Source organism: Streptomyces sp. WM4235, from assembly GCF_001279725.1.
GTDB lineage: Bacteria > Actinomycetota > Actinomycetes > Streptomycetales > Streptomycetaceae > Streptomyces.
Genome location: NZ_LGDE01000428.1, coordinates 43,222 through 51,117 on the forward strand (window position 1 = coordinate 43,222; position 7,896 = coordinate 51,117).

The window sequence follows — 7,896 nt, forward strand, 5'->3', positions numbered from 1 at the left end:
CAGGGCGGTTCACTCGGGATCGTCCCAGGTCAGGGTGGTGCTGGCCGGGTCGGACAGCGTGTACAGCTCGTCCACGGCCCGTACCTCGAAGCCGGCCGCGCGTTCCCGTCCGGCGCGGGTGACGGCCGGCAGGTGCAGGGCCGCGCCGCAGGTGCCGCCAAGGAAGCGGCGGGTCCCGTCCGGCAGCAGGCGGTACACCTCGTGGTGGCGGATCGTCCCGGGCGCGCGGCGCCACGACAGCCGGACCGAGGCCTCGCCGTCCCGCTGGGCCACCGCGTCCACCCGCAGGGCGCTCGGGGCGGCGGGCCGGCGCCGAGCGGCGGTGTCGTGGACCGTCAGGGCCCCGAGCCGCCAGCGCACCGGTCCGGTCCCGTGAGCGGTGATCCGTACGGCCAGGGCGTACGCGGTTCTCCCGGCCCGCGTCCCGAGATCCACCCGGCCGGTGTGCCAGCCGGGACCGGAGCCGGGGCCGTCGACCCCGAACCACGCGTACGGGACCGGCTCACCCGGGGCGGCGGGCTCGCGCACGGCAACGCCCACCTCCACGGTGACCGGGACGCCGCCCGGGGCGCGGGCGTGGACCAGGTCCAGGACCGTCGTACGGGTCAGGGGCAGCCGGGTGGCGTGCAGCCCGACGGCGACGGGCGCGGTGAGGACGCCGTCGACCAGGAGACTGGAGCCGCCGCGCCACGCCTCGTCGAAGTCCAGGGTGACCGAGGGGCGCGGGCCGTCGGTGTCGACCACCCAACGCCGCCCGGGCAGCACGTCCTGGAGGCCGAGCCGGTTCCAGGGCGCCGGCGAGGTGACCTCGCCGGCCTCGTACCAGCGCTCCCCGTGCCCCGTGTTGAACGAGCAGCCGAAGGGGAGCGCGGCGACGGTGGAGCGGTCGGCGACCACGGTGGCGGGCGCGCGCCAACCGCTCTCCGGCGCCGGGCGGGCTGGGTCCAGGGACTCGCCCGTCCAGAACCGGTCGTCGGCCCGGTGGAAGGCGCCCGGGGACCGGTCGGTGAGGTGGTTGCGCGTCCACTCGGGCCGGTAGAACCCGATGCCGACGACATGGTCCCGCCCGCGCGGAACGATCGCGTCCCAGTCCACGTCCGCGTCCCAGCCGCGGGACTCGGTGTCCACCGCCGCCCACAGTTCGTGACGGCTGCGGCCCAATCGCTCGGCGAGGGCGCCGGACTCCGCGAGGCTCCGGGCCGTCCAGCGGAAATCCACGAACATGCTGTCCGCGACCGTCCCGACCCGGTCCTCGAAGAAGTCCCGGTTCAGCGCGTTCAGCGCCCCCTGCCACCCGACCCGACCGGTGCTGTTCATCGCGTCGTACCAGGTGACGCGCAGCCCGTGCGGTTCACCCGCCGCCCGCAGGGCGCGCAGGAACCCCCGCGTCCGGCTCGCGAGCGCGCTGTCGCCGCCGTCGGTCTCGGCGTTGACGAACCAGCCGTCGAACCCGTACGTCCGCGCCACCCGGACGAGCTGCTCCGCGATCGGGAACCGGCCCGAGGCGTCCCGTCGCACCAGGTCACGGGTCCAGCGCAGGTCACCGCCGTACGCGACGGGCGGCAGGAACACGTTGCCCAGCACCCGGACCCCGTTGCGGTGGGCCGCGTCGACCACGGGCGCGTTCGGGGCCAGCACGATCCCCTCGCCGGACGACCCGCCCCAGAAGACCAACTCGTCGATGTACGCCCAGTGCGTGAGCGCGTAGTGGTCGGCGGTCGCGGAACCCTGCGACGGGTTCCCCGCGGTCGGCCCGAAGGACACCAGCGAGGAGATCCGGGCCTGCCCGACGCGGGCGCCGGGATGCGGCGGCACGGGTGTGAAGCGGCGCGCGAGGGGCACCGTCGCGGTGTTGTGGGCGAGGTCTGGATCCGAGGCCGGGCTCCACTCGCGTAGGGAGCGCCAGATGATCCCGGGGCCGGGGGACCCCTCCGGGAGCGAGTCCGGGAACCAGTACGAGGCGTACGGGGCGAGATCCGGCAGGAGCGTCGGCCCGCCGGCCGGCTCCTCCCCGGCGGCCGTGGCCCGCGCGGGCCACGCGGGCGCTGCGGCGATCCCCACCCCGGCGGCGAGCACGGCCCGTCGGGTCGGCCGGCCGGGGGACCTGCGGGGGAGCGGGGCAGTGCGCGGGTCGACACCGTGATCGGGCTCGTACATGCGGGGCTCCTCTGCGGAAGGGACGCTCGGTCAGACCTCGTTCACACCTCGGTCACCTCAGGCGTCTCGGTCACCTCGGTCACGCGCAGCACCTCGGTGATGCCCCGCGCGGACAGGTGCGCCCGGTCCTCGGCGTGTTCCGCCAGGACCACCGCGGGGCGCACCCCCTGGGCCGTGAGCGCGGCCCACGCCTCGAAGAAGGTCCCGCCCGGGGCGCACACCGACCGTTCGGGCGCGGTGAGCGCCCCGCCGACGTCCACGACGAGCGCGGTGGACCGGACGGGCGGGCGGTGCTCCCGGCCCCGCCACCACTCGGCGATCCGGGCGATGGCCGCCCCCTGGGGCTTGACCCGACGGTCGTTGGTGAGCAATCCGAGGCCGTACTCCAACTCCGGGAAGTCCGCGAGGTCCCGGGACACGTCGTGCGAACACCACCAGGTCACGCCCCACACGTCCGGGCAGTCCAGCACGTTGGCCACGGTCGCCTCCGTGAACTCCGCCGCGTGCTCCGGCTGGACCAGTGGCGCGGGCGCCCCGACCTCCTGGAGCCACACCGGGCGGTGCGGGTCCGTGGCCCAGGCCTTGGACAGTTCGACCAGGTAGGCACCGTGATGCTCGGTGGCGGTCCCGGTGCGCCCGTGGCGCTGGGCGGTCCCGTTGAACACCCACGAGTGCACGGCCGTGGCCGCGCCGAGCCGGGCCGCCTGCGCCGCCGTGAAGGGGTGCCCGTCCCGGTACCAGGCCGCGTCGTACTCGGCGTGCAGGTGGAACCGCCCCGGGGCCCCCTTCTCGCACGCGGCCAGCATCCGCTCCAGCCACCGCTGCGCCTGCGCCTGGGTGATCCGGTCGGGGTCGGGGTGCGGTGAGTCGGAGAACTGGTTGATCTCGTTGCCCACGGTCATCCCGAGGAAGTTGGGCCGGTCGCCGAGGGCGGCGGCCAGCGTGCGCAGGTACTCCTCCTGCGCCTCCACCACACGGGGGTCGCTGAAGATGTTGCGCCGGTGCCAGGTCCCGGTCCAGGCGGGCAGGAAGTCGAAGCTCGACAGGTGCCCCTGCAATCCGTCGACGGTGACGTCGAGCCCCCGTTCGGCGGCGGCGTCGCCGAGCGCGACGAGCTGTTCGACGGCGCGCGGGCGGATCAGCGTGCGGTTCGGCTGGAACAACGGCCACAGCGGGAAGACCCGTACGTGGTCCAGCCCGAGCGCGGCGATCGAGTCGAGGTCGGCCCGGACCTCGTCGAGATCGAAGTCGAGCCAGTGGTGGAACCACCCGCGTGTCGGCGTGTAGTTGGCGCCGAACCGGAGCCGGCGGGGGAGGGCAGGAGGGACGGTGCCGTCGTGCATGAATGATCCTGGAGTTCAGGGGAATTCACCGGACGCCCCACAACGTGCCGCCCGTTCCGAGGGAAAGTCAACAGGTCCGGTACGGGCAATCCGGTCCACCCGACCATGAATGTGCGCCTCCTGAAGGGTGGTTGGCGACTTATGCGCTTCAGTCCAAGGCGCGGTAGGGGAGTTGACGATCAAGGCCTCCGTGCTAATGCGGTTTAGCTGTCAACCGGAAGTCGCGGTCCGGGGGAAAGGGAGGGGAAATGGCCAACGTCGACAACAGGGGTGTTGACAGTCGTACGCGGAATCCGGTAAGGCGCCGGGACGGGGTGAACGGAAGCCTGGCGCAACGTCGTTCGCCTCGGCACCCGCCGGCGGTGGTGGCCGCCTTTCGGGGGCCGGATCGCGTACGGTCCCGCCATCGGAGTCCGCGGCGGCGGAGTCCGCGGCGGCGAAGGATGAGGCAGGCATGGCGCGCAGACCCACCATCAAGGACATCGCCCGCCGGTCGGGGGTGTCGGAGAGCGCCGTCTCCTTCGCGCTCAACGACCGTCCCGGGGTGTCCGAGGACACCCGTGCCCGTGTCCGTCGGATCGCCGAGGAGCTCGGTTGGCAGCCCAACAGCGCCGCTCGCGCGCTGTCCGGGGAACGCTCCGGCGCCGTCGGGCTGGTCCTCGCCCGACCCGCGCACACCCTCGGGGTGGAGTCGTTCTTCCTCCGGCTCGTCTCCGGTGTCCAGGAGGTGCTGTCGGCGGGGCGGATCGCGCTGCTCTTCCAGGTGGTGGAGGACGTGGACGCCGAGTGCGCCGTGTACCGCCGGTGGTGGGCCGAACGACGGGTGGACGGGGTCATCGTCGTCGACCCCCGGATCGACGACCCGCGACCGGAACTCCTCGCCGGGTTGGGGCTGCCGGCCGTGATGGTGGGCGGCCCGGACGTCCCCGGGGCGGACACCACGGGCTCGGATCCCTCGGAGTCGACCGTGGCTCGGGCCGTCCCGCCGGCCGTCCCGCCCTCCCGCCGGCCATCCACCATCCGGGCCGACGACGCCGGCGCGATGATCCAGGTGCTGGAGCACCTCCACGGACTCGGCCACCGCCGGATCACCCACCTCGCCGGCCTCCCCGGCCTCGCCCACACCGCCCGGCGGACGGCCTCGCTGCGCACCTGGTCCGAGGGGCGCGGGCTCGGCCCCGACCGGGTGCGCTCGGTGGTGACGGACTACTCCGACGCCGAGGGCGCCGCCGCGACCCGCAGGGTCCTCGCCGAGCCGGAGCCGCCCACGGCCCTGGTCTACGACAACGACGTGATGGCGTTGGCCGGTCTCGCCGTCGCCACCGAGCTGGGCATCGCGGTCCCCGGCCGGCTCTCGATCGTCGCCTGGGACGATTCCGCGCTCTGCCGGGTCACCCACCCCCGGCTCACCGCCCTGGTCCGTGACACGGCCGCGTTCGGGCGGCTCGCCGCCGAGGAGCTGCTGGCCGTACTCGCCGGGGGCGTGCCCCGCACCCGGCAGAGCGAGCTGCCGCGACTGGAGCCCCGCGAGAGTACGGCGCCACCCCCGGCCGCATACTGAGTTCCGACCCCTCCCTGGAGCGCCACCGTGACCAGTTCCACCCCAGCCCTCCCCACCCCTCGCGCCGCCGCCCCGGGCACCGGCCCGACCGTGGCGATCGACATCGGCGGAACGAAGATCGCCGGCGCTCTGGTGCACCCGGACGGAACGATGACGGCCGGAACCCGCCGCCCCACGCCGCGCGCGGCGAGCGCCGACGCGGTGATGGCGGCCGTCGCCGAGGTCGTCGCGGACCTGGCACGCAGCCCGTTGTGGCCCTCGGTGGTCCGCTGCGGCGTCGGCAGCGCGGGCCCGGTGGACACCTCCCGGGGCACGGTCAGCCCGGTCAACATCGGCGCTTGGCGGGAGTTCCCCGTACAGGCCCGGATCGCGGCGGAACTGGCCGCCCACGGGGCCCGGATCCCGACCGTCCTGGCGGGCGACGGGGTCGCGATGACGGCCGCCGAGCACTGGCTGGGCGCCGCCAAGGGGCACGCCAACGCCCTGTGCATGGTCGTCTCCACCGGTGTCGGGGGCGGCCTCGTCCTGAACAACCGGCTCCACCCCGGTCCCACCGGCAACGCGGGCCACATCGGGCACATCAGCGTGGCCTTCGACGGGGACCCCTGCGTCTGCGGCGGCCGCGGCTGTGTGGAGTCCCTCGCCTCCGGCACCGCCATCGCCGCCTGGGCCCTCGCCGAGGGCTGGACCCCGGCCGACGATCAGGAGGCCACCGCCGCAGGCGTCGCGGCCGCCGCCCGGGCGGGCGACCCCGTCGCCGAGGCCGCCTTCGACCGGGCGGGCCGCGCCCTGGCCGCCGCCATCGCCGCCACCGCCACCCTGGTCGAGACCCGCATCGCGGTCATCGGCGGCGGCGTCGCCGCCTCGGGCGACACCCTCTTCGCACCGATCCGGCGGCACCTGGCCTCGTACGCCACCCTGTCGTTCGTCCGGGACATCGAGGTCGTTCCGGCGAGCCTGGGCACCGACGCGGGCCTCATCGGGGCGGCCGCCGCGGCGATGCTGCTGCCCGAGGGCGCTTCGACCTGAGAGCCCGCGATCCGGCCCGGCCCCGGAACTCCGTCCGGAGACCGGGCGCTCCCGGCTCGACCGGGCGCTACGGCTTGACCGAGCGGTAGTACCGCCGGGCGCCCTCGTGCAGGTCCAAGGGATCCGTGTAGATCGCCGTCCGCAGATCCACCAACTGCGCGGCGTGCACCGCGCGCCCGATCCGGTCGCGGCTTTTGATCACGGTCCGGGTGAACTGTTCCGTCAGCTCCGCGCTCGTGTCCTCGCGGGTCACGAGCAGGTTCGGCACGGCGAGCGTGGCCACCGCCGCGGTGTTGCGGGCCCGCGCGTACGCCTCCTGCGGCATCACCGCCGCCCGGTAGTAGCGGGCGGGACTGCCACTGCCCTGGAGCTTCTCCACCAGGTCGCCCAGCGGCACCAGCCGGATCTCGAAGCGCTCCGACAGCTCGTGCACCGCGTTCGTCGGGAGACCGCCGGACCAGAAGAAGGCGTCGATCCGCCCCTTCTCCAGCTCGGCCGGCATGGTGTCGATGCCTATGGACACCGGGGTGATGTCCTTCCGCGGGTCCAGCTTGGCCGCCGACAGCAGCCGCTCCGAGATCAGTCGGACGCCGGAGCCGTCCTGGCCGACCGCGACCCGCTTGCCCCGCAGGTCCCGCGTCGACTGCACCGAGGACCCGGCGGGCACCACCAGCTGTACGTAGTCGTCGTACAGCCGCGCCACCCCGCGCAGCCGGTCGGCGCCCGGCTTCCCGTCGAGCCGGTACTTGGACACCGCGTCCGCCGTCGCCACCGTGAAGTCGGCCTGCCCGGCGGCCACCCGCTGGAGGTTCTGCTGCGAGCCCTCACTGGGGTCCAGCCGCACCTTCACACCGGGGATGTCCTCGGCGAGGTCCTCCTTCAGGAGCTGCCCGTAGCGGTGGTAGACGCCGGTGGGGACACCCGTGCTGAACGCGAGGTCGCCCTTGAGTTCCGGCTCCCCGAACGGCCTCAGCCACCAGGCCAGCACGCCGAAGACCGTCACCACGGCCGCCAGGCCCCACAGGGCGCGGCGCCGGCTGATCCGGGGCACTCGGGACGGCAGGAGCGGCATGCTCGCGATCCTACCTTCGGGCCCGTACCGCCCCGGGGCGGGAGCGGCACGGTCCCTCAGCCACCGGGGCCCGCCGCCGCCGCGCTGCCCGCGTCCGCCGGCTCCGAGGTCCGGGCGTGCGCCGGTTCCACGTCGCCCGACGACGCCGCCTCCGTCAGGCCCGCCCGCAGCCGGGCCAGGAGATGCGCCGCAGCCGGACCCGGCGGGACGCCCGTCCGCCAGGCCAGCGCCACCCGACCGCTCAGCGCCGGTTCGACGATCCGCAGCGCCACCAGGTCGCCGGCGCCCCCCGCCTCCGCCCCGGCCGGCACCACCGCCGCCCCCAGCCCCCGCGCGGCCAACCGGACCAGTACGGGTGGCGCCGCCGCCTCGAAGTCCACCCGGGGCGCGAATCCGGCTTCCGCGCACGCCCGCTCCAACACCGCGCGCAGGCCCGTCCCGCGCGGCAGACTGATCAGTGCCCGCCCGCGCAGCGCCGCCAGCGGGATCCGGCCGTGCGCGGACTCCCGCACGAGCGGATCGCCGGCCCGAACCAACGCCACGAGGGGCTGGTCGAGCACCACCTGGAACGCGATCCCGGGCGGCGGGTCACCGGCCGGCCCGATCACCGCCAGGTCCAGCTCCCCGCTCGACAAACCGGCCAGCATCCGCTCCGAGGTGTCCTCCGACAGCGCGATCTCCACTCCGGGGTGCGCTTCGTGGAAGTCGCCGAGCACCCCCACCACGTCCAGCCC

Annotated in this window: 6 protein-coding genes; 2 read left to right on the forward strand and 4 right to left on the reverse strand. The window is 74.8% G+C overall.

What is annotated here, in order from left to right; genetic code table 11:
• Positions 1–9: 9 nt before the first annotated feature.
• Together ADK55_RS26220 and ADK55_RS26225 are read right to left on the reverse strand one after the other, a co-directional pair.
• Complete coding sequence (locus ADK55_RS26220) at positions 10–2,157, reverse strand: endo-beta-N-acetylglucosaminidase (RefSeq protein ID WP_053682269.1); 2,148 nt, start codon at positions 2,155–2,157, stop codon at positions 10–12.
• A gap of 41 nt (positions 2,158–2,198) precedes the next feature.
• Complete coding sequence (locus ADK55_RS26225; protein WP_053682270.1) at positions 2,199–3,500, reverse strand: glycoside hydrolase 5 family protein; 1,302 nt, start codon at positions 3,498–3,500, stop codon at positions 2,199–2,201.
• Between the two features lie 454 nt (positions 3,501–3,954).
• Here ADK55_RS26225 and ADK55_RS26230 point away from each other — a divergent pair, with 454 nt between their 5' ends.
• Entirely contained in the window at positions 3,955–5,061 is a 1,107-nt protein-coding gene (locus ADK55_RS26230; RefSeq protein WP_053682271.1) for a LacI family DNA-binding transcriptional regulator, read from the forward strand.
• Between the two features lie 27 nt (positions 5,062–5,088).
• Positions 5,089–6,090, forward strand: a complete 1,002-nt coding sequence (locus tag ADK55_RS26235) for an ROK family protein (protein WP_420713684.1) — start codon at positions 5,089–5,091, stop codon at positions 6,088–6,090.
• Between the two features lie 67 nt (positions 6,091–6,157).
• On the opposite strand, the gene ADK55_RS26240 is transcribed toward ADK55_RS26235, so the two are convergent.
• Both ADK55_RS26240 and ADK55_RS26245 read right to left on the reverse strand, forming a co-directional pair.
• Positions 6,158–7,162: a TAXI family TRAP transporter solute-binding subunit gene (locus ADK55_RS26240; RefSeq protein ID WP_053682272.1), complete on the reverse strand. Its 1,005-nt coding sequence runs from the start codon at positions 7,160–7,162 to the stop codon at positions 6,158–6,160.
• Between the two features lie 56 nt (positions 7,163–7,218).
• Positions 7,219–7,896, reverse strand: a 678-nt coding sequence (locus ADK55_RS26245) for a LysR substrate-binding domain-containing protein (protein WP_107089306.1), incomplete at its 5' end; no start/stop codon positions are given.